The organism is Streptomyces sp. NPDC056987, from assembly GCF_042673865.1.
GTDB lineage: Bacteria > Actinomycetota > Actinomycetes > Streptomycetales > Streptomycetaceae > Streptomyces.
Genome location: NZ_JBHURV010000042.1, coordinates 59,732 through 79,557, shown reverse-complemented (window position 1 = coordinate 79,557; position 19,826 = coordinate 59,732). Strand labels below are relative to the sequence as shown.

The 19,826-nt window shown below is 70.6% G+C and carries 16 protein-coding genes and 1 pseudogene; 8 read left to right on the top strand and 9 right to left on the bottom strand.

The features are described from left to right. From ACFTZC_RS34625 to ACFTZC_RS34610, 4 genes and pseudogenes are all read right to left on the bottom strand, one after another. Window positions 1–3,364 (bottom strand): annotated as a pseudogene (locus tag ACFTZC_RS34625) (amino acid adenylation domain-containing protein); the annotation flags it as partial. A 131-nt stretch (window positions 3,365–3,495) separates the two neighbouring features. Beyond that, window positions 3,496–4,911, bottom strand: coding sequence for a serine hydrolase domain-containing protein (locus ACFTZC_RS34620; RefSeq protein ID WP_382896657.1), 1,416 nt, complete (start codon window positions 4,909–4,911; stop codon window positions 3,496–3,498). Between the two features lie 225 nt (window positions 4,912–5,136). Then, on the bottom strand, window positions 5,137–6,282 hold the full coding sequence (locus tag ACFTZC_RS34615; protein WP_382896654.1) for a DUF1648 domain-containing protein: 1,146 nt from the start codon (window positions 6,280–6,282) through the stop codon (window positions 5,137–5,139). Window positions 6,283–6,491: 209 nt separating this feature from the next. Then, window positions 6,492–6,887, bottom strand: a complete 396-nt coding sequence (locus ACFTZC_RS34610; RefSeq protein ID WP_382896651.1) for a GntR family transcriptional regulator — start codon at window positions 6,885–6,887, stop codon at window positions 6,492–6,494. Between the two features lie 98 nt (window positions 6,888–6,985). Here ACFTZC_RS34610 and ACFTZC_RS34605 point away from each other — a divergent pair, with 98 nt between their 5' ends. The 3 genes from ACFTZC_RS34605 to ACFTZC_RS34595 are packed head-to-tail and all read left to right on the top strand — an operon-like array spanning window position 6,986 to window position 9,152. Further along, a complete protein-coding gene (locus ACFTZC_RS34605) occupies window positions 6,986–7,357 on the top strand; it encodes a hypothetical protein (RefSeq protein ID WP_382896648.1) in 372 nt (123 codons plus the stop codon). Then, the gene (locus ACFTZC_RS34600) at window positions 7,354–8,358 is read left to right on the top strand and encodes an ABC transporter ATP-binding protein (RefSeq protein WP_382896646.1); all 1,005 of its coding nucleotides are present in this window, start codon (window positions 7,354–7,356) and stop codon (window positions 8,356–8,358) included. Before ACFTZC_RS34605 ends, ACFTZC_RS34600 begins: the two co-directional genes overlap by 4 nt. Further along, a complete protein-coding gene (locus ACFTZC_RS34595) occupies window positions 8,355–9,152 on the top strand; it encodes an ABC transporter permease (protein ID WP_382896644.1) in 798 nt (265 codons plus the stop codon). The genes ACFTZC_RS34600 and ACFTZC_RS34595 overlap by 4 nt, the downstream gene beginning before the upstream one ends. Before the next feature lie 192 nt (window positions 9,153–9,344). Here ACFTZC_RS34595 and ACFTZC_RS34590 read toward each other — a convergent pair whose 3' ends face one another. The 4 genes from ACFTZC_RS34590 to ACFTZC_RS34575 form a co-directional block, all read right to left on the bottom strand. Then, window positions 9,345–9,593 (bottom strand): MbtH family protein, encoded by a 249-nt coding sequence (locus ACFTZC_RS34590; RefSeq protein WP_382896641.1) that lies wholly within the window; start codon window positions 9,591–9,593, stop codon window positions 9,345–9,347. Window positions 9,594–9,763: 170 nt separating this feature from the next. Then, a complete protein-coding gene (locus ACFTZC_RS34585; protein WP_382896638.1) occupies window positions 9,764–10,573 on the bottom strand; it encodes an alpha/beta fold hydrolase in 810 nt (269 codons plus the stop codon). A 58-nt stretch (window positions 10,574–10,631) separates the two neighbouring features. Then, window positions 10,632–12,017: an aldehyde dehydrogenase family protein gene (locus ACFTZC_RS34580; protein ID WP_382896634.1), complete on the bottom strand. Its 1,386-nt coding sequence runs from the start codon at window positions 12,015–12,017 to the stop codon at window positions 10,632–10,634. 266 nt (window positions 12,018–12,283) lie between these two features. After that, window positions 12,284–12,700: a cold-shock protein gene (locus ACFTZC_RS34575; protein ID WP_382896631.1), complete on the bottom strand. Its 417-nt coding sequence runs from the start codon at window positions 12,698–12,700 to the stop codon at window positions 12,284–12,286. A 527-nt stretch (window positions 12,701–13,227) separates the two neighbouring features. On the opposite strand from ACFTZC_RS34575, the gene ACFTZC_RS34570 reads away from it, so the two are divergent. From ACFTZC_RS34570 to ACFTZC_RS34550, 5 genes are all read left to right on the top strand, one after another. Beyond that, on the top strand, window positions 13,228–14,181 hold the full coding sequence (locus ACFTZC_RS34570) for an ArsR/SmtB family transcription factor (RefSeq protein ID WP_382896629.1): 954 nt from the start codon (window positions 13,228–13,230) through the stop codon (window positions 14,179–14,181). 250 nt (window positions 14,182–14,431) lie between these two features. Next, complete coding sequence (locus ACFTZC_RS34565) at window positions 14,432–14,596, top strand: hypothetical protein (RefSeq protein WP_382896626.1); 165 nt, start codon at window positions 14,432–14,434, stop codon at window positions 14,594–14,596. Then, complete coding sequence (locus ACFTZC_RS34560; protein WP_382896625.1) at window positions 14,593–16,917, top strand: TOMM precursor leader peptide-binding protein; 2,325 nt, start codon at window positions 14,593–14,595, stop codon at window positions 16,915–16,917. Before ACFTZC_RS34565 ends, ACFTZC_RS34560 begins: the two co-directional genes overlap by 4 nt. Before the next feature lie 147 nt (window positions 16,918–17,064). Beyond that, window positions 17,065–18,303, top strand: coding sequence for a sensor histidine kinase (locus ACFTZC_RS34555; RefSeq protein ID WP_382896622.1), 1,239 nt, complete (start codon window positions 17,065–17,067; stop codon window positions 18,301–18,303). Between the two features lie 53 nt (window positions 18,304–18,356). Beyond that, window positions 18,357–18,968, top strand: a complete 612-nt coding sequence (locus ACFTZC_RS34550; protein WP_382896619.1) for a DNA-binding response regulator — start codon at window positions 18,357–18,359, stop codon at window positions 18,966–18,968. Here ACFTZC_RS34550 and ACFTZC_RS34545 read toward each other — a convergent pair. After that, window positions 18,934–19,560: an NADH oxidase gene (locus ACFTZC_RS34545; protein ID WP_382896618.1), complete on the bottom strand. Its 627-nt coding sequence runs from the start codon at window positions 19,558–19,560 to the stop codon at window positions 18,934–18,936. The two genes, ACFTZC_RS34550 and ACFTZC_RS34545, sit on opposite strands and share 35 nt — an antisense overlap. Window positions 19,561–19,826 lie beyond the last annotated feature (266 nt).

Genomic DNA, 19,826 nt, shown 5'->3' with positions numbered 1-19,826 from the left:
CATACGCACCACCCGCCCACAACACACCCAACACCCCCACCACCAAATCCACCGACCGCCCCAAACACACACCCACCCGCGACTCCACACCCACACCCAAAACACCCAAACGCCCCGCCAACCTCCCCGCCCGAACCCCCAACTCCCCATACGTCAAAACCTCACCCCCACCAATCACCGCAACCGCATCCGGCGACTCCACCATCCGCTCCCGAATCGCAGCCACCACCGAACGGTCCGACACCCCCTCCCCAGAACCCGCCCACCCCATCAACAACCGCTCAAGCTCCACCCCGTCCAACATCCCCAACCGCGCCAACGGCACCGAAGGCTCCACCACCACCCGCTCCGCCAACGCCACCCAATGCCGACACAACCGCTCCACCGTCACCGCATCGAACAGATCGGTGTTGTACTCCAGTTCAGCGGTGAGCCCGTCCGGTGACTCCCAGAATTCCAGCGTCATTTCGAACCGCGACGACGCGCGCGGCACAGGCTGGCGGCGTGCGCGCAGGCCGCCGAAGTCCGAGGCGATGTCCAGGGAGTTCTGCAGGACGACGAGCGCCTGGACGAGCGGGGTGCGGCTCGGGTCGCGCTCCGGTGCCACGGCTTCGACCACACGGTCGAAGGGCACTTCCTGGTGCGCGAGCGCTTCGAGCACGGTGGACCGGACGTCGGCGAGGAAGGCCTCGAACGACTGCCGTTCATCGATCTGTGAGCGCAGGACGAGGGTGTTGACGAAGAAGCCGACCAGCCCCTCCAACTCCGCCCGCTCACGCCCCGACACCACCGTCCCCACCGCCACATCCCGCTGCCCGCTGTACCGCGACAACACCAACTGCGTCACCGCCGTCAACACCATGAACAAACTCGCACCACCACCCTGCCCAACCCCCACCAACCGCCGCACCAACCCCACCGGAACCTCAAACACACACACAGCCCCCGCCGACGACCGCACCACAGGACGCACCCGATCCACCGGCAACTCCAACACACCCAAACCAGCCAACTTCCCCCGCCAATACTCAAGCTGCCCCTCCAACACCACACCCCCCAAACGCTCACGCTGCCACACCGCAAAATCCGGATACTGCACCGCAAGACCAGCAAGCACCGCCTCCTCACCACGCACCGCCGCCCCATACAACTCACTCAACTCACGCGTCACCACACCCATCGACCACCCATCCGTCACGATGTGATGCATCGACAGCACAAGCACGTGATCGTTCTCGCCGAGCCGCACCACCAGCGCCCGGACCGGTGGCGCGGTCACCAGGTGGAATGCGGTCGACTGCTCGGCACCGAGCACCTGCTCCAGGGCCGACGCGCGGTCGTGCTCACTCGTCCCGGACAGGTCGACCACGCGCAGGGGGAGGACGAAGTCGTCGTGGATCGTCTGGGCTCCGCCGCCGAAGGTGGTACGCAGTGCCTCGTGGCGGGAGGTCAGGGTGTCGAGGGCCCCGCGGAGCGCGGTGACGTCCAGTTCTCCGGTCAGGCGCAGCGCCAGTCCGGTGTTGTACTCGACCGCGCCGGGTGCGAAGTCGTGCAGGAACCAGAGGCGTTCCTGGCCGTACGAGAGCGGGAGCGGCACCCCTCGGTCACGGTGAACGCGCACGATCGCCCGGTCGGGCGCGGCGGCGTACGACCGCTCCAGTGCCTCGGCCAGCGCAGCGACGGTCGGGTGGTCGAAGAGTGCGCGTGAGGTGAGTTCTCCGCCGAGGGCCTGCCGGATGCGGGTGACGGCCTTGAGCCCGGTGATGGAGTCCCCGCCGAGGGCGAAGAAGTCGTCCTCCACGCCGACCCGGGGCGTGCCAAGCACCTCGGACCAGACCGCGCAGAGGGCCCGTTCCGTCTCGGTGCGCGGAGCGACGTACGCGCCTTCGCCACCGAACTCGGGTACGGGCAGGGCACGTTGGTCGACCTTGCCGTTCACGGTCAACGGCAGCGCGTCGAGCACGACGAAGGCCGACGGGACCATGTACGCGGGGAGCAGCCGGGCCGCGTGCTCGCGTACGCCTGCCGTGTCCGGGTCTCCCGTGGGGACGAGGTACGCCACCAGGCGCTTGACGCCCGGACGGTCCTCGCGGACGGTGACCGAGACCCGGCCAACCGCCGGATGGCGTGACAGTACGGCCTCGATCTCGCCGAGTTCGATACGGAAGCCACGGATCTTCACCTGGCCGTCGCTCCGGCCCAGGAACTCCAGCCGGCCGTCCGCCCGCCACCGCACCACATCACCCGTCCGGTACAAACGCCCACCCGAACCGAACGGATCCGCGACGAATCGCTCCGCCGTCAGGCCGCCCTGGCCGTCGTACCCCCGCGCGAGCCCGGCGCCCCCCAGGTACAGCTCGCCGGCGGTTCCGGGGGCAACCGGGCGCAGGCCGGTGTTCAGGACATGGGCGCTGGTGCCGTCCATCGGCTCGCCGAGGGGCACAGCGGTATGTGCCGTGTCCGCCCTGGTCACGGGACCGCACACGGCGAACGTCGTCGACTCGGTCGGCCCGTAGACATGCACCAGGTCCAGCTCCGGGCACGCGTCCAGGACCCGCGCCATCGCCGCACCCGAGGCAGCCTCGCCCCCCGTCCAGACCTCACGAAGCCCCCCGAAGCACCCCGCATCCTCCTCGGCCAGCAGATCGAACAGGGCCTTCGTCAGAAAGACCCCCGTCACGCCACGCCCCACCGCATCCCGCACCACACCCACCGACAGCTCGGCCTCGGCCACCACCACCGTGCCGCCGTTCAGCAACGGCACCCACACCTCATACGTCGCCGCATCAAAAGAGTGCGGGGAGTGGAACAGCACCCGCTCATGCGCACCCGACGACCAACGGGAATCAGCGGCCAACGCCACCACATCCCCATGCGTCACCCCCACCCCCTTCGGCACCCCCGACGACCCCGACGTAAACATCACATACGCCAAAGAACCCGGCGAAACCACGGGCACTACACCACCAGTTCCCCGAACCCCGGAGGAGCCCACACCCACCGCCCGCACCCCACCGACCCGGTCCACACCCCGGTCCGTCACCACCAGCACCGCACCACTACGCCCCAGCACCTCCCGCACCCGCTCCTCCGGATACCCCCCATGCAACGGAACGTAGACACCCCCCGCCTTCAGCACAGCCAACATCGCCACCACCACATCGGCCGACCGCTCCAACAGCAGCCCGACCCGCGACTCCACCCCCACACCACCGGCACGCAACACCCGCGCGAGCCCCTCCGCCCGCGCGTCCAACTCCCCATATGTCAACGACACATCACCGCACTCCACCGCCACCGCACCCGGCGAAGCAGCCACCCGCCCCGCAAACGCCGACACGACCGACATGTGCTGGACCGACGGCATGGACTGCTCGCCCTCGAACATCGTTGATTCCCCCGCATATCTCGTGACGTGTGACTCGTGACCTGTGCGGCCGGTCTGCCCGTGGCTGTCGTTCGCCGGCCGGGGGCCCTGCCCCGTGCCGGGCCGGCTCAGAGCCGTTGCAGTGCCCGGCCGCCGTACTGGAGCAGGGCGACCGGTCCTCCCGGGTGCTTCCTGACGAAGCGTCCGACGATGGGGAGGGCGTCATGCTCGCGGTCCTGGGCGACGAAGAGGTCGTCCGCGTGGATGGTGAGGCGGTAGTCGGAGTAGTCCTCGCGCGTGAGGTAGAGATCGCCTTCGGCGTCGGTCACGACCATGAGGTGGAGATCGCCGTTGGCGTACGTGCCGAGGTGGTCGCCGAGGTCGGCGGCCTCCGGGGCGTCGGGGGCCGGCAGGCTGTAGTGGCCCAGGTCCAGTCCGGCCGCCCGGAGCCGGCCGACCAGGTCCTCCCACAGTTTCGGCCCGGCCGTGGAGTTGGTGGTGACCGCGAGGGCGAGGTTGCGGCCCGGGTGAATCCGCAGGTTGCAGGTGGCGCCGCCCACCGCGCCGTCGTGGCCGAACCAGGCCTCCTCGCCGCTGCGGTGGCACATCAGTCCCAGGCCCCAGGCATCGGCGAGGCCGAAGGGCTCGGCGTCCGGCACGCTTTCGCGCATCTGGCGTACGGCTTCTTCCGGGAGCAACTCCCGCTGCGGGAAGGTGTTCCGGTCGTCCAGGTGCAGCCGGGCGGCGGTGACCAGATCGGTGGCGCTCCCCGCGAGGCCGCCGGCCGCCGCCAGGGAGAGAGCGGTCATGTGGTCGACGGGCTCGGCGTGTTCGTCGCCGGCCCGTACCGCGTGCCCCTCGGCCAGTACCCGGGCGCGGCTGCCGGCGGGCCGGTCCGTCCGGGGGCGGGGGTCGTGGAGGAAGGCCGGCTCGATGGAGAGCGGGCGCAGCAGGCAGCTGTCGACGGCCGTCCACCAGTCCATGCCGGACACCGCCTCGACGACGGAGCCGAGCAGGCAGTAGCCGGTGTTGGAGTAGGAGAAGGCGAGGCCGGGCGGGAAGAGGTTCGGCGTCTCACCGCATACGGCCGCAAACCGGCGGTACGAGGGGCCGCGCATGTCGGGGTATTCGATGCTGTCCGCCAGGCCCGCCGTGTGGCTGAGGAGTTGGCGGACGGTCGCGGTGCCCAACTCGGGGTTCGTGGCGCGTTTCAGGTCGGACAGGAGCCCGGAGAGCGGTTCGTCCAGGTCCAGGTCGCCGTCGGAGACGAACTGCATCACCAGTTCGGCCGTGAAGAATTTCGTCACCGAGCCGTAGGGGAACGCGGTGTCGACGGTGACCGGAGTGTTCGTACGTACGGAGCTGACGCCCGCCGCGCACCGGGTGAGGGTGCCGTCGCGGTAGAGGGACAGTTGTGCTCCGGTCACGTGGTGCTTGCGCACCAACTCCTCGAAGATCCGTTCGACCTGCTCGGCCGAAGCGGGGCCGGACCCCGCCGTCGACCCCGCCATCGAACCCGCCGTCGAACCCACCGCTGCACCCACTGGACCCACCGGACCTTCCCCCTGATCGTTCCCCCGGGCACGGCCACGGCGCGGCACGACGTGGCACGACGTGGCACAACCCGCCCGGTACGGGGCGCGGTCCGGCACAACATCGACTACGGGGGCGGCGCGGGCATGCCTCGCCTGCGCACACCAGACTCTCCCGGCACGCCGCCATCCGCAATCAGCTTCGGCAGCGGTGGAAACCCGCTGGTCACAGGGGTGTTACCGGAAGCCCACGGTGAGGCTCACCACGGTCGCCGCCAGGCCGAGCACCAGCACCACACCCGAGCCGATCAGGAACCGGGGGTTGGCGAGGTTGACCGTCCATCCCATGCCCACGCGCTTGGGGACGAGGATCGCCGGGTCGTCGGAGTTCACGTACATCGTTCCCGCCGCCCGCCAGTGACGGTCGTCGTCGCGTGCCACCAGGCCGGTGTTCTCCTCGGCCTCCGCGCCCGGAGTGGCGCCGATCATCGTCCGGCCGCCCGACGGCGCGGCGCGCAGGACGACGAGCAGGGACCCCACGGCGGCGACGAGCAGCGGCACGCCGACGACCAGGGACAGGACGGTTCCGGAGCGGCTGTCGCCCCACATCATCGCGGACAGGCCGAGCAGCATGAGGTTGAGCAGCGCGCCCACGCCCAGCAGCGCGCGGGCCGTCAGTGCGAGGTAGCGGCGGTGCTGGGCGACGCTCGTGCGGGGGCGTGACACGTCCAGGTCGGGCCGGGCGCGCAGCACGGCGGCGACGGTGCCGAGGACGGTCACCGTGACCCCGAGCTGCACGAAGACCAGGCTGAACGCGGACCAGAAGGTGGTGGTGACGTCGCGGTAGGCCGTGCCGTTCGTGGTCCGCTCCGGGAGGGACATCGTCGCGGGCAGGTCGGGGTAGGCGAACGCGCCGGCGGCGGCCGTCGCCGCGAGCACCACGAGGGAGGGGACCACCCACAGCCAGGGCAGCCGTACGGGGTCCGTGCGCAGGGAGGTGTCCATGACGGCGCCCTGACGCACCTGTTCGTACCAGTTCCCCTGTTCCTTGGCGCGGGCGAGGGCCCGGTGGGCGCTCAGCCACAGCGCGCCGGCGGCGGCGCAGAGCAGCAGCGCCGCCACGGCTCCGACCACGGCGCTGTTGAGTACGGCGCCGAGGACGAGTGAGGCCAGGGTGATGACGACGGCGATCGGTGCCAGCAGCGCACGGTAGCGCCTGCGCTGCTCGCCCACTTCGGGGCTGTCGGCCTTGTCGGGGGGTACGCGGACACCGAAGGGGACCGCTTTGGGGTTGAGGAGGGGGCTCGGAGCCGCGTAGAGGACCGCTCCGAGAATCAGGAGTGTCGCGAAATTGACGAGGAGGCTGACAAGCACGGCGTTCACCTAATCCATCCGACGAAGTCGTGGTAATTGGAGCGGCCTCGTTGGGAGTGGCCTCGCACGGTGCGCGACGGCACTCGTGTACGGCATCCGGCACCACACTCCAACTTCTCCTGGCGGCGGCTGTTCCGCAACCGCCTTTGGGCAGAACCGAATCGGCCGGTCCGCCCATGCGATCCGCTCGTTTGTTCTCTCTGTTTCGTTCGTTCGGTCTACTTCGTCTGTTCGTTTCCGAACCCCTTCAGGGTCGTCCGTACGTACGTCACGATCTCCTCGTCCGAAATGCCCCGGACGACGGCTTCGGCGAGGAGCGTGCGCAGTCGCTGTTCCCAGTCGACGCCCACCCTCAGCTCGGCCGTCGCCATGCGTACGTCCGGGTGGACCACCGCCCCGCTCTTGCGGTTGATGCGGATGATCCCTTCGCGGCGCAGCAGGTCGTACGCCTTGTTCACCGTGTGGAAGTTGATCGCGAGATCGACGGCGAACTGCCTGGTGGAGGGCAATGACTCACCAGGTTTCAGCGCGCCGTCGGCGATGGCTTCCACCACCCGGTCCCGGATCTGCTGGTAGATCGGGACCTCGCTGTCGAGATCGAGTAGTAGCTGCACAACACGAACTCTATCTGATATACATCTACTAGAACAGATAGCCAGCGCAGGGACGCACCGGGACCGTGAGCGAGGTCCCCGAGGGAGGGATGGTTCCCATGGCACTGATGAAGGTTTCCGGCAGCGGAGTGACAGTCGAGTTCAACGGACGTGAGCGCACGTGGCTCAGGCGCGGCGAGGTGACCGTGCCGCTGGCGGCCGTCCGTAGGGTGACCCCCGTCGAGACCCCGCTGCGCGCCGCGCACGGCGCCCGGAGCGGGCTGCAGATCTCCGGGTTCGCCAAGATCGGGGTCTGGGGCATCATGACGGGCCCGCGCCAGCTCGTGGCGGCGTACCGCGGCCGGCCGGGGCTGCACATCCTGCTGGACCGCGGGGTCGACGGTGTCGAGTACGACGAGCTGGTGCTCTCGCTGGACGGCGCGGAGCAGCTCGCGGAGGCCCTCGGACAGCGGCTGGGGAAGGGCCGATGAGCAAGGAGTCCCGCCGTACGGAGGGCCACCGCGGTACCGAGGGCCACCGCGCCGAGGGGGACTCCCCGCGCATCGAGGTGACCGGCCTGACCAAGCGGTTCGGTCCGGTCACCGCGGTGGACGGTCTGAGCTTCTCCGTGGAGCCGGGCGTGATCACGGGCTTCCTCGGGCCCAACGGAGCGGGCAAGACCACGACGATGCGCATGATCCTCGGCCTGGTCACGCCCACCGAGGGCACCGCCACCATCGGCGGACGGCGGTACGGGGAGCTGCGCCGGCCCTCCGAGGTCGTGGGGGCCGTGCTCGACGCCTCGGCCTTCCATCCGAACCATTCGGCCCGCGACCACCTGCGGATCTACTGCACGATGGGCGGCCATCCGGCGGGCCGCGTGGACGAGCTGCTGGATCGGCTCGGCCTCGCGGGCGCGGCGCGGCGCAGGACGCGGACGTTCTCCACGGGCATGAAGCAGCGGCTGAGCCTGGCGACGGCGCTGCTGGGCGATCCGCGGGTGCTGCTGCTGGACGAGCCGAGCAACGGGCTCGACCCGGAGGGCATCGCCTGGCTGCGCACGTTCCTGCGGGAGCTCGCCGCCGAGGGGCGCACGGTCCTGGTGTCGAGCCATGTGCTCAGCGAGGTCCAGCAGATCGTGGACGACATCGTGATGATCCGGCGCGGCCGGCTCGTCGCGGCCGGGCCGCTCGCCGAGATGGAGCGCTTCCGGCCCTCGACGGTGCTGGTCCGCTCGCCCGACGCGGAACCGCTGAAGAAGCTGCTGCTGAAGGGCGATCCGGAGCGGGGCGCGGCGAGCCAGGTCGAGTCCGGGCAGAACGGCGCGCTGCGCGTCCACGGGCTGACCACGGAGCAGGTCGCCGATCTGGCGTCGGCCGCGGGACTGCGGGTGTACGAACTGGCGACCGAGGACACCAGCCTGGAGCAGTTGTTCTTCGAACTGACCGGGGACGGCGAACGGACCGGGAACGGCGAGGGGGACGCTCGATGAACGCGTTGGTCAAGGCGGAGTTCCACCGGCTGACGGCGACCCGGCTGTGGCTGTGGGCGCTGGTGGCGGCCGTGCTCCTGGGCGGCGGTCTGGTCGGGGTGATGACCGCGGTCGGCCCCGAGAACTTCTCGCCGCCCATGCCCGGCCTGGAGACACGGGAGGGCGTGCTCTCCGTCATCGGGATGCTCGGCTTCACCGTGTTCGTCCCGGCGGCGCTGGGCACGATGGCGATGACGTCGGAGTACCGCCACCGGACGGCGACGTACACCTTCCTCTTCGCGCCGCAGCGCTGGCAGGTACTCACGGCCAAGCTGGTCACGTACGGCGTGGCCGGCATGGTGTACGGGCTGGTGCTCACCGGCAGCGCGGCCGCGGGGTTCTTCGGGGCGCTCGCCGCCCGGGGCGTCACCCCCGGTGTCGCCACGGGGACGGTGCTGGCGCTGCTGCTGCGGCTGGCCGTCACGATGGCGGTCTACACGCTGCTGGGGGTCGCGATGGGGGCGCTGATCCGCAATCAGATCGTCGCCCTCGCGGTGGTGATCGGCTACCTCTACATGGGTGAGCTGATCCTGATGATGATCCCGGGCGTCAATCTGCTCTACCCGCTGCTGCCCGGTGGCGCGACGGCCTCGCTGACCAGCTTCACCTACATCGCGGACGCGCTGGCGGACGAACTGGCCACCAGTCCGGTCTCGCTGCTCTCACCGGTCGGCGGCGGGCTGCTGCTGGCGGGGTACGCGCTCGTCGCGGCGGCCGTGGCCGTGCTCGTACCGATGCGGCGGGACGTGGTCTGACCGCGGACGCGGCGCTCACGGCCCACCAGTCCGAGAACGTCTCACAACCCGCCGGTCCGAGAACGTCTCACGGCCCGCCGGTCCGGCAACGCGAAAGCGGGTGTCCCGGACTGCACTCCGGAACACCCGCGGTGGATCACACGCGATGGATCTCACGCGAAGGAGCTCAGGCGGTGGTTCCCGCCCGATGGGTCAGGCGGGAACACCGGCCGGTCTCGCCGGTACCGCCTCGGCGCCGTCCATCTCCCGGATGAGGCTGGCGGGCCTCATGTCCGTCCAGTTCTTCTCCACGTAGTCGAGGCAGGCCTGGCGGCTCTCCTCGCCGAAGACGACCGTCCAGCCGTCCGGGACACTGGCGAACGTGGGCCACAGCGAGTGCTGGTTCTCGTGATTGACCAGTACGTAGAAGGAGCCGTTGTCGTCGTCGAACGGGTTCTCCATGAGTTTCCCTTCCCTCATGTCCGGGTTCCGGTGTCACCCCGGCCCCCGCGGCATGGTCTCCCAGCCGCTTCCGCCGGTTCAAACTGTTTTACCTGGGGCCGAAGCCTCCCCAGGCGGAACCTGTGATTCGGTGTGTGGATTCGGATATGCGTCGTGCGGCCACGTCCGGTTCAGCCGCGCTGCGCGAAGAATTCGAGCAGCGCGGCATTGACCCGGTCGGGGCGTTCCAGGTAGCCGTAATGCCCGGCGTCATCGATCTCCGTATAACGGGATCCCGGGATCGCGTCGGCGACTTCACGGCTGAAATGCGGGGGCAGTACGAGATCGTCGGCGAATCCGACGACCAGGCACGGTGTGGTGATCCGCCGGTAGGCGGGGAGGCGGTCGGAGGTGATGTCGATGTCGAGCTGTGCCCGGTAACCGGGGAGCTGGGAGGCCGGGGCGACCTCGAAGATGTCCAGCCAGTCCTGGATCTCCTTGTCCTCGCGCAGGGTCGCGGGCGACAGGTTCTGCAGGGCGCGCAGGGTGGCCCCGTACAGCGGTGTCATCACGCCGCCGCTGTCGTGGAACTCGCGCTCCGCCCGTGCGTGGGCCCGGCGCATGAAGTCCGTTCTCCCCCGCGTCGCCATCAGCACCACCTGGCTGATCAACTCCGGGCGGGCCAGGCAGAGTTCCTGGGCGACATGGGCGCCGAGGGAGGTACCGACGAGCCGGCACGGGCCGAGGCCGAGATGGTCGATGAGCCCGGCGGTGTCCGCCACCAGGTCGTCGATGGTGAAGCCGTCGGCGCAGGCGTCGGTCGGGGGGATGCCGCGGTTGTCGAAGGTGATCACCCGGTAGCCGGCCGACCGCAGGGCGGGCACCTGGTGCAGATGCCAGGACCGGCCGCCCGCCCCCGAGCCCATCACCATCACCACCGGTTCGCCCTGCCCGGTGTCCTCGTAGCTGAGACTGATTCCGTTGATACGTGCGCTCGGCACAGCCGTCCCTCTCCGTTCTGTTCCGTTCCGCCGGTTCCCGCCGCCGGTGGCGCCGCTGTCAGCCCTGCCGCCAGTACGCGCCGAACAGCGCGGCCTCGTCGGGGACGCGCTCGGGTATGGGGCGGGACACGGTCGTGTGATTGAGGAAGTGCCGCCAGGTGACATTGCCCGCCACGCTCGAACCGCCCCAACTCCCGGCGGAGAGCGTGGTGGTGAAGGGCACGCCGCTGGCGAAGCCGCCGGTGTTGGTCATGGTCGACTGGTTCACCACGACCCGGCAGTGCGTGACCTCCTCGGCCAGCCGCAGCACCCGGTCGGCCCGGGTCGTGTGGACGGCGCAGCTGTGGCCGAGGCCGCACCGCCGCGAGATGGACTGGACGAGGCGTACGGCTTCGTCGTACTCGGTGTAGACGGAGAGGGTGAGCAGCGGGGAGATCTTCTCCCGCAGGAGCGCCGTGTCCTGCCAGGGGTCGGCGCAGCGCACGACGAGCACGGTCACCTTCTCCGCCGTGCCGAGGTCGATGCCGGCGGCCCGCGCGATCTCGGCGGCCGGGCGGCCGATCATCTCCCGGTTGAGCGCGGTGCCGTCCGGCCACAGCAGCCGGGCCAGCCGGTCCGCCTCGGCCTCGTCGCAGAGGTGGGCGCCCGCGCGGGCCAGGCCCTGCTCGAAGGCGGCGGCGACGGAGCGGTGGACGAGCACATTGCTCTCCGACGAGCAGGAGGTGCCGTTGTTGAACCCGGCGCCGTGCTGGATCTTCTCCACGGCGTCGTCCAGGTCCGCGGTCTCGTCGACGATGACGGTGGGGTTGCCGACGCCGGCGCCGATGGCGGGCGTACCGCTGCGGTAGGCGCGGCGTACGGTGCCGGAGCCGCCGATGGCGACGACGGAGTCGGCGGCGGACATCAGCAGGCTCCCCGCCTCGCGGCCGGCCTCGGGCAGGCAGATCAGCAGGTCGGGCGGGGCCCCGATGCCGGTGAGGGCGGCCCGCATGACCTCCACGGTGGCCTGGGCGCTGCGGTGGGCGCGGGGGTTGGGGCTGAAGACGGCCGCGTTACGGGTCTTCAGCATGGGCAGTGCGTTGCAGATGATGCCGGGGGCCGGGGCCGTCGCGGGGCTGGCGACGGCGATGACGCCCAGTGGTTTGGCGATCCTGACGAGGCCGAGCTCCGGCTCCTCCTCGACCACACCGACGGTGCGCGCGCCGTGCAGGTCGTGCAGGATGCCGAGCACCCGTCGGCGGTGCAGGGTGTACAGGTCCTCGACGTCGCCGAGCCGGGTCTCCCGGTGGCTCAGGCGCGCGAGGCGGCGCGCTGTCTCCTCGCGGTAGCAGTGCCATCCGACGGCCGTGACGGCCCGGTCGGTGTCGGCCTGCGACCATGACGCCGCTTCCGCCTGGGCCGCTCTGGCCCTGCGGACGGCTTCCTCCACGGATTCGCTGATCACAGCTACTCCCCTACGGCGGTCGCTGAGAGGCGGCCCCTGGAGCACAGTGACGCGCCTTCATCCCGGCAGGCCGTCCAGCAACTCCCGACCTCCCGCAGAGAACTTCACGTTCCTGCCCGGGCAGCGTAACCATCCGGATTCGGCCGTCACCACAGTTTCTGTTGTCGGCAAAAGGCCCCGGTACCGGACCCGGTGTTCCGGCGCGCGGAAAAGCCGCGGAATCAACGGATGTCCCGTGATTCCGCGGCTCTCGCGGGGTGCACGTCTCAGGCGCCGACCCAGCCGTGGGCGTGTGCCAGGTCGAGGACGCGGGCCCTGATCCGCTTGATCTGGTCGGCCGTCAGGGTGCCGTCCGCCTCCAGCAGTGCCTCGGTGAGTTCGCCGCGCAGAGTGGCGACGGTCGGCCCGGCGCCGTCCGCCGTCTGGTACGTGACGGCGCTCGACGCCAGGTCGCGCTCCGGGCGGCGCTGCGCGGACTGGTGGATGAGGCGGATCTCCGACGCCTTGGGCCCCTTGTCCCCCATCTCGACGAAGAACTCGACCTCGCGGCCGGCCTGGTAGAGGTACTTCTCGTCCAGCAGGTCGTTCGCGTGCATGAACACGTCGTCACCTCCCTCGTTCGGGATGATGAACCCGTACCCACGCGTCTCGTCGAACCGCTGGATCTTTCCTGTCCTCAGCACAACCGCACCTCCACGCGAACCAATACCTCATACACCTGTACACCTCGTACGGCCCGTGAACCGACAGCCACCGCGGAGGCGGAAAGCGCAATACGCGAGTACGCGAATACACGAACGGAAGCGCAGACGGAAGCGGAAGCGGGGGCGGCGCACACGAGCCGGCGGGCAGCCCGACGGGGCCGCCCGGCCAGGATGGTACGCCGCGCCCCCCGTGCGCCGCACCTGAAGAATTCATGATCCTGGCAGTGAATCGGCCATGGGGCCCGGAGGAACGCGGCACTGTCCGCGCGGCTCCGCTCGTGGCACCGTCGGCGGGGAGTCTGGATCGTCGTGGGGTGACCATCGCACGCCTTACCCGGCGTGGCCGCTCCTGACACCAACACGAAGGATCCGCGCGCACGGCACTGCCGCCGGGGTTCGTCCGGCGTACGGGGCAGGCGGGCGGCGTACCCACCGCGAACCGGTGGGTGTACGCCGGCCGCGCGCCCGTGGCGCGGATCCGCCACTCAGCAACGGGGGCTACACACATGCAGAGAATCCATTTCACCGCGGCGGATCTCGCCCGCACACGGCTGCAGAGCACACTGGGGCCGGTCGCCGAGGGGATCTTCGCGCTCGGGGTGCTCACGCAGTCGCGCAACGCGGACTACGCGCGCTGGCGCGGGGACGTCCTCGGCCGGCTGCGGGAGACGTCCTCGCTGAACCGGCCGCTGGTTCCGCTGCTCCGCGCGCTCAAGGCGCCGGACGACCTGCTGTTCCTGCTCGACTCCTCACCGGACGCCGACGCCTCGGTGCTCGCCGCGCTCTCCCTCACCCGTACGGATCTGACGCGGCTGGCCGTGGACATGTGGCGGGCGGGGGTCGCACCGTACTGGGACCGCGTCCTGGAGCGCCTCGACAGTGAGTGCGACGCGCACGGGCGGATCGCGATGACGGGCGGTGTCGAGCAGTTGCTGGCCACGCTGCACCCGCGGATCGTGTGGAACCCGCCGGTGCTGGAGATCCACGACGGTCTGGAGTGCGAGGTCCATCTCAAGGGGCAGGGGCTGCTGCTGACCCCCTCGGCGTTCCTGCCGGGGACCGTCGGCCGGATCATCAGGTCGGAGCGGGACAGCGATCAGCCGGCGCTGGTCTTCGCCGTACCGTCCGACGTCTCGGGCCTGTTCGCGCTGCCGGACGAGCCCGATGTGACCGGCGGACAGGCGCTGAGCGCGCTCGTGGGCCAGACCCGGGCGGCGGCGCTGCGCGCCCTGACCAACACGTGCACGACGAGCCAGCTCGCCGCGCGGCTGGGCGTGTCGCCCGGGAGCGCGAGCCAGCACGCCTCCGTGCTGCGGGAGTCGGGGCTCATCACGACGCGTCGGGTACGGAACTGCGCGCTCCACTCGGTGACACCGCTCGGCATGGCGCTGCTGGGCGGCCGGCTGCGCACCCCGGTCGCCGCGCAGCGGCTCGCCCCGCGCCCGGCATCGGTGAACTGACCTGCGGGTTCCGGCCGATCAGGGGGTGTTCTCGCGGACAGCGCACTTCCCCGCCGGATGCCAGATGTTTCGGCATCCGGCGAATCGCTGTGCCGGATCCGTGAAATCTTCATGGAGGCGCGGTGACCGGGGGACTGTCCGGTCACCGCCGCCGCTGCGGAGAATCGCTGCGGCGGCAGCTGAGCCGTGAGCACCGACAGCGGAAACTGAGCGTACGAACGAAAGGGGAACGATCGTAATGAGCAGTGCCATGACCTCCCACCCGCGGTCCGACAGCCCGGTGGCCGGCGGACGGCTGCTGATCATCGAGGACCTCGACACGGTGCCGGAGCAGGCGACCGCCCTGTTCAGCATCTGCATCGCCGCCGCGCCCGTCGCGCCCGCGGCCGGAGAGCGCGAGCAGCTCCAGGCATGACCGCGGCAGGGGGGCACGGGCCCGGGTCCGCCGCGCCGGACGGGGCGCGCCTGGAGTTCAAGAGCCATCTGCGCGCCACGGTCGTCCCCGGTGAGGCGGTCTATCTCGTCTCCCAGCGCGGGGTCACCGCCCTCCGTGGGGCCCCCGCGGAGGTGCTGGTGCCCTTGCTCGACGGGACACGTGGCCCGGCGGAGGTGGTACGGGACGCGACGCCCGCGCTGACCGCGGAGGAGGCCAGCGCCTCGCTGCGGGCGCTCGACGCGGCGGGGCTGCTCCGGCTCCGTACCCCCGGCGCGGACGGTCCGGCCGCGCCCCCCTGCCCGGATCCGGCGGCCGGCGCCTTCTGGGAGCTCGCCGGCGCCGACGGCGACCGGGTCCTGGCCGCACTGGCCGGGGCCTCGGTCCTGCCGGTCTCGCTGCTACGCGGCGGTGCGGCCTGGGTGTCCGAGCTGGCGTCGGCCTGTCGTGCCTCGGGGCTCGGCGTCGCCGCGTCGGAGGCCGAGGCGGACTTCTCGCTCGTCCTGTGCGACGACTATCTCGCGCCGGGGCTCGCCGAGGTCGACGCACGGCAGCGCGCGGCGGGCACGCCCTGGCTGCCGGTCCGGCTGGGTTCCGCGGTCCTGTGGACGGGGCCGGTGTTCCGCCCGCACGACGGCCCCTGCTGGCAGTGTCTGGCGTCGCGGCTCCGGGGTCACCGGTACGCCGAGTGGCCGCTGCAGCGGGCGCTCGGGCTCGCGGGCCCGCCGGAGCGGCCGCACGCGACCCTGGCCGCGGGCCGGTCCGTCGCCGTACAGCTCGCCGTCCTGGAGGCCGCGAAGTGGCTGGCCGGGGTACGGGGGCCGACGCACGACGCGGTGAACACACTGGACACACTGACGCTCGCCACCACGGCGCATCCCGTGGCGCGGCTGCCGCAGTGCCCCGCGTGCGGGGACCCGGCGCTGACGGCCCGGCGGATCGAGCGTCCGTTCGTCCCCGTGTCGCGTCCGAAGGCGGTGGACGGCCTGGGCGACCACCGCGCCCTGACACCCGCCGAGATGCTGGCCCGCCACGGCCGTCTGATCGACCCGGTCACCGGGATCGTCAAGGAGATCCGCCGGGCACCGGGCTCCCCCGGCTTCGTGAACTCCTTCCTCTCCGGCCAGAATCTGGCCATGCGCAGCGGCACGCTGGCCGGGCTGCGGGCCGGGCTGCGCGCGCTGAGCGGCGGCAAGGGCCTGACCGATACGGAGGCCAGGACCAGCGCGCTGTGCGAGGCGGTGGAGCGGTACAGCGGGACCCGGCAGGGCGACGAGCCGGTCGTCCGCGACTCGTTCCGCGCCCTGGGCTCCGCGGCCGTACATCCCAATACCTGTCAGTTGTTCGACGAGCGCCAGTTCGAGGACCGGGAGCGGTGGAACGCGGGCGGCTCGCGGCTGCATCACGTACCGCCGCGCTTCGACGAGGACCGCCCCACCGAGTGGACGCCGGTGTGGTCGCTGACCGGCGGGACCCGGCGGCTGCTGCCGACCTCCATGCTGTATTTCGGCGAGGAGGAGACGCCGGACGGCCTGTGGGCCGACTCCAACGGGAACGCCGCCGGGAGCAGCCCCGAGGACGCCGTGGTGCAGGGGTTCCTGGAGTTGGTGGAGCGGGACGCGGTGGCCCTGTGGTGGTACAACCGCACCCGGCAGCCCGGGGTCGATCTGGACGCGTTCGACGAACCGTACATCGAGCGGCTGCGCGCCGGTTACCGGTCGGTGAACCGTACGGTGTGGGCACTCGATCTCACCTCGGATCTCGGGATCCCGGTGTTCGCGGCGCTGTCGCGGCGCACCGACAAACCGGCCGAGGACATCCTGTTCGGCTTCGGCGCGCACTTCGACCCGCGGGTGGCGCTGCGCCGGGCGCTGACGGAGATGGGCCAACTGCTGCCGCTGGTGAGCGCGGTGACGGCCGACGGGGCCGGATACCGGGTCGACGATCCCGACCCGCTGGACTGGTGGCGCGGGGCGACGGCCGCCAACCGGCCCTATGTACGGGCGGATCCGGCGGCGCTCGCCCGCACCCCGCGGGACTGGTCGTACACGCCGGCCGGCGATCTGCTCGACGATGTGTCCACCATCACGGAGTTGGTGCGCTCGCACGGGATGGAGCTCCTGGTGCTGGACCAGACCAGGCCGGACCTGGATCTTCCTGTTGTGAAAGTTGTCGTGCCGGGTCTGCGCCATTTCTGGCCGCGCTTCGCCCCTGGCAGGCTCTACAACACACCGGTCCTGCTGGGCAGATGCGCGGAACCCACTCCGTTTGGGAAGTTGAACCCAACACCACTCTTCGTATGAGACGCGGACCGGCTCACACCGCTTCGTATCACTTATCGTTGTTTTAGTCCCAGCGCCCTACGATCTCAGCACATCCTTCACGCAGATCACCTACGCTCTTCACGTAGCACGGAGGTTCGACGGGGAAGGCTGCGAAGACACACGATCATGCGAAGTAGCGACGACAGATCCACGGAAGAAGCCCAGCCGGGGGAATGGGACGGGGCGGCGGGCGCCCCGATCGACCCTCCGGATCTGCCGGCTCCCAAGCTGGCCCGCACCATTCTCACCATCGCACTTCTCGGCTATCTGAGCGTGACCGTCATCAATCTGCTGGGTGCGCCGCACAGCAGGCTGTCCCTGACCATGTCCCTCGTCGGCCTGTTACTCATCTTCGTCATCCAGCTGCGGCACTCCAGCGCCCGGGCACGGCAGGCACCCGCCTGGCAGAGAGCGCTGACGCTGGGGGCGCAGGCACTGCTGACGTATCTTCCGATCGCGGTGTTCCACTCCCAGTGGGGGGCGATGGCCGGCTTCTTCGCCGGATCGCTGCTGCTCCTCCTGCCGCCCCGCCAGGCGTGGCCGGCCTACGGAGCGGTCGGGGTCACGATGCTGATCCCCCCGGCCATCGACGGCCTCCCCGTGCGGGAGGCCTTCTATTTGTGCCAGTCGACGCTGCTGACCGGGCTGGTGGTGTACGGGCTCTCCCGGATGGCCGAGCTGGTCAAGGCGCTGCACGACACGCGGGTCGAGCTGACGCGGATGGCCGTCACCCAGGAACGGCTGCGGTTCGCACGGGATCTGCACGACCTGCTCGGTTACAGCCTCTCCGCGATCACCCTGAAGAGCGAGCTGATCCACCGGCTGGTGCCCACGCACCCGCGCCGGGCGATGGAGGAGATCGACGAGGTCCTGTCCATCTCGCGGCAGTCGCTCGCCGATGTCCGCACCGTCGCCAGCGGGCTGCGCGGCATGTCCCTGGAGCAGGAGCTCGGTTCGGCCCGGTCGCTGCTGACGGCGGCCGATGTGACGGTGCACGCGGAGATCCGCCTCGGCAAAATCAGCCAGCAGGTCGACACGGTACTGGCCGCCGTGGCGCGCGAGGCGATCACCAATCTGCTGCGGCACTCGCGCGCCGGGGTCTGCGACATCGAGGCGATCCTGGAGGGGGGTCTCGTCCGGCTCTCCGTCTCCAACGACGGGGTGGACCCGTCGTACCGCGACACCTCACCGCACAGCGGCAGCGGTCTGGGCAATCTGCAGACGCGGCTGAAGGCGGTGTCCGGCACCCTCTCCGTCTTCCGGGGGGCCGACGGCACATTCGAACTGGTGGCCGAAGCTCCGGCGCAGCTCATCCGGGGGCTCCCCGAGGTGGACGACGTCTATGCGCGGGGCTCCGCGGCCTGACCGGCCCCGGACGCGCCCGATGCCCCACGATCCGATCCGAGGAGGTGCACCTCATGGCGATACGCATCCTGCTGGCCGAGGACATGAACATGGTCCGCGGCGCCCTCGTGGCCCTGCTGAATCTGGAGGGCGATCTCGACGTCGTCTGCGAGGTCGAGCGCGGTGACCAGATCCTGACGGCCGCGCTGGAGCACCGTCCGGACATCGCCGTCATCGACATCGACCTGCCCGGGATCGACGGCCTGACCGCGGCGAGCCGGCTGCGCGAGTCCCTGCCGGAGTGCCGGACGCTGATCCTGACCAGCCTCGGCCGGCCCGGCACGCTGCGGCGCGCGCTGTCCGCCCATGTCTCGGGCTATCTCCTCAAGGACGCCCCGCCGCAGGAACTGGCCACCGCGGTACGGCGGGTGGTGGCGGGTCACCGGGTGATCGACCCCCAGCTCGCGCTCTCCGCGTGGGACGGCGCCGAGACCCCGCTGACCGAGCGGGAGACGGAGGTGCTGCGGCTGGCCGCGGAGGGTTCGGAGGCGGGCGAGATCGCCAAGGCGCTCCATCTCTCCCCCGGCACCGTACGCAACTACCTGACCACCATCGTGGCCAAGCTCAACGCGCGCAACCGGGTGGACGCGATCAGGATCGCACAGGCAGCCGACTGGCTGCTGTGACATCGGGGTCGTCGACCGGGGCCGCCATCCCGGCGGCGGCCAGATAGTCGACGATGCCCTGGGTCACCTCACGGGGGAGCGGCAGCGCCTCCGCGAGTGCGTCCGGCGTCACGGGCCAGGCCAGCAGGGCGGCCACCAGTGCCGCCTCCGGGCGGTGCAGCACCACCCGGAACGGGGAGAGCTCCGACTCCAGCGCGAACCCGGCGTCCTCCGGGGTGAGCGACACCTCGCGCGGCATCCGGACGGGCTGCCGGGGCGGCAGCCGTACGGGGGTGAAGCGGGCGGACCGGGAGAGCGGGCAGACGGAGAGCAGCGGCCCGCCGAGATCGTCCACCCCCAGGGTGCGGACCACCAGGTGGGAGAGCTGGTCGAGCACCGGCAGCAGGACGAAGGAGAGACACCCCCGGGGCATCGGGCCGCCGGGCAGCGGTTCGAGGTTCGCCAGCAGAACGGGCCCGAGCTGCATGCGCCGCAGCGCCTCGCGCACCACCGGCGGGGCGTCCCCGATCCGCTCGCTCCCCCAGGGCCCGGTCAGGACGAGCCCCTCACCGCCGGCCCCGCTCTCCGTCACGACGTCGACGTCTTCGCTCAACGACCAGAGATTCACCGTTCTGTGCTCGTCCGCCTTTCTCAACGCTGCCCCTTGTTCTGATACGGCCATGCCACGTACCGAGCAGTATCCGGTGCGTGCCTCGCCCGCGTGCAGCGAAGAACTCACGAATGACACATGGAGATTTCACGCGGGGACCACAGCGCGGCGGCTTGCGGAATGACGTACGGAGCGAATCTGTTGCCCTGACATGGACGCAGAGCGAGCAGAGCAAGCAGGGACCGGAACAGCAGGGACGGGGAGCGCGT

Excerpts from the sequence above, each read along its gene's own strand:
- ACFTZC_RS34590 (WP_382896641.1), bottom strand. The coding sequence starts at position 9,593 with ATGGAGAACCCGTTCGACGACGACAACGGCTCCTTCTACGTACTGGTC.
- ACFTZC_RS34595 (WP_382896644.1), top strand. The coding sequence starts at position 8,355 with ATGAACGCGTTGGTCAAGGCGGAGTTCCACCGGCTGACGGCGACCCGG.
- ACFTZC_RS34565 (WP_382896626.1), top strand. The coding sequence starts at position 14,432 with ATGACCTCCCACCCGCGGTCCGACAGCCCGGTGGCCGGCGGACGGCTG.
- ACFTZC_RS34550 (WP_382896619.1), top strand. The coding sequence starts at position 18,357 with ATGGCGATACGCATCCTGCTGGCCGAGGACATGAACATGGTCCGCGGC.
- ACFTZC_RS34600 (WP_382896646.1), top strand. The coding sequence starts at position 7,354 with ATGAGCAAGGAGTCCCGCCGTACGGAGGGCCACCGCGGTACCGAGGGC.
- ACFTZC_RS34560 (WP_382896625.1), top strand. The coding sequence starts at position 14,593 with ATGACCGCGGCAGGGGGGCACGGGCCCGGGTCCGCCGCGCCGGACGGG.
- ACFTZC_RS34555 (WP_382896622.1), top strand. The coding sequence starts at position 17,065 with ATGCGAAGTAGCGACGACAGATCCACGGAAGAAGCCCAGCCGGGGGAA.
- ACFTZC_RS34605 (WP_382896648.1), top strand. The coding sequence starts at position 6,986 with ATGGCACTGATGAAGGTTTCCGGCAGCGGAGTGACAGTCGAGTTCAAC.
- ACFTZC_RS34570 (WP_382896629.1), top strand. The coding sequence starts at position 13,228 with ATGCAGAGAATCCATTTCACCGCGGCGGATCTCGCCCGCACACGGCTG.